The sequence below is a fragment of the Budvicia aquatica DSM 5075 = ATCC 35567 genome (assembly GCF_000427805.1).
Lineage (GTDB): Bacteria > Pseudomonadota > Gammaproteobacteria > Enterobacterales > Enterobacteriaceae > Budvicia > Budvicia aquatica.
Window position 1 is genome coordinate 1 of record NZ_ATYS01000127.1, and the last position, 1229, is coordinate 1229.

Consider the following 1229-nt stretch of genomic DNA (forward strand, 5'->3'; position numbering starts at 1 on the left):
AAGGAGAGAAAGCCCGGTTAAAAAAGGACCTGATATTCCTTTGGTCTTCATTCACCGGTGATAAAACCACACACAGTGATTTATACCGACTAGCACAAGCCATCAGGCAATTGAATACGCAGGGATGGGAAAATATCTTGCTAGGCCCACCCAACAGCGAGCCAGAACAACAGGCTGACTCGGTTGTAGGCCCGATGTTCTATGTCGCTAAACAGGCTCTGACCAACGCGTTTACTGAGCTGGGTGTGTTGATAGCGCCTATTTCATTCCAGATAGTCGGTGATGCTCAGGCCTTTGTGGCAACGCTGGCCGAATGGCATATCAATACTCAGGTCATGACAATCTCGCCCAACAAAGCCCAAGTAACGTTAGTGATCCGGTCTGATTCAATCATACCGTGATGGCCCATTGGGGTTAAGGACGACCGCTTATCCCAGCCAACCCACGCTACCGATAAAGCCCGCCCAAAACATCAGCGATGTTGTCAGCGCTATCATGAGAATATGGTCATTAAGTCCGCGGCAAAAACAGCCAGATGCGCTATTCCGTTCAGCACATAGGTCTTCCCACTAGAAAACGAGAGATGTCACAGAATGAGACCCGCCGCCAAGACTATCGCGTGAGATAATGGCAACCCTTTGTCACGATGGGTTGACTGTCATCGCTACGCTGGCCTCGTCAGGCCGTGTTTTTCACCCTAATCATGATTGTTACCGCATCGGCAGCGCTCGTCATCCCTCTGTACTCGCCACCATACCATTCACCCGTGTTGTTTAATCGATAGTTCCTCTTTCTTTCGTTCAGACCCACGGCCTGTAAACAAGGTCAATGGCTTTTGCGTTTCGGTGTTGTGGTCCGGCCTGCACGTTGCTTTCTACCTTGATGTGCGGCATCAACAAGGTGACATCGCCTGAAGATGACTCGCGCTCACTATCACGGCTGAGGATTCAAGCGTCAGATTGGATTGAGTAGCAATAAATATCGGTATGACATCGCTTAGTCGATTTGACCATGGCGGAGATAACTGCGATTATTGTCGTGCCGCCCCAGCAATAACTTCCTCCTGACATATGGGGGATTTCTTACCATATAGGGAAATTCATATGTATACCGCTGCCGCCCTTATGGCTATTATTGTTACCCTAGCTGTATCGGGCGTTATAGCTGGAATAATCACCGCAGTGCTAAAGGAAGTATTTAACAAAAACCGGAGTGTATTAATTTTCACG

The 1229-nt window shown here is 48.7% G+C and carries 1 protein-coding gene; it reads left to right on the forward strand.

Going from position 1 to position 1229, the window contains the following annotated elements; genetic code table 11:
- Window positions 1-401 (forward strand): DUF2913 family protein (locus tag YWE_RS0120940; RefSeq protein ID WP_029096212.1); only part of this gene is annotated, 401 nt, incomplete at its 5' end.
- Between the last annotated feature and the right edge of the window lie 828 nt (window positions 402-1229).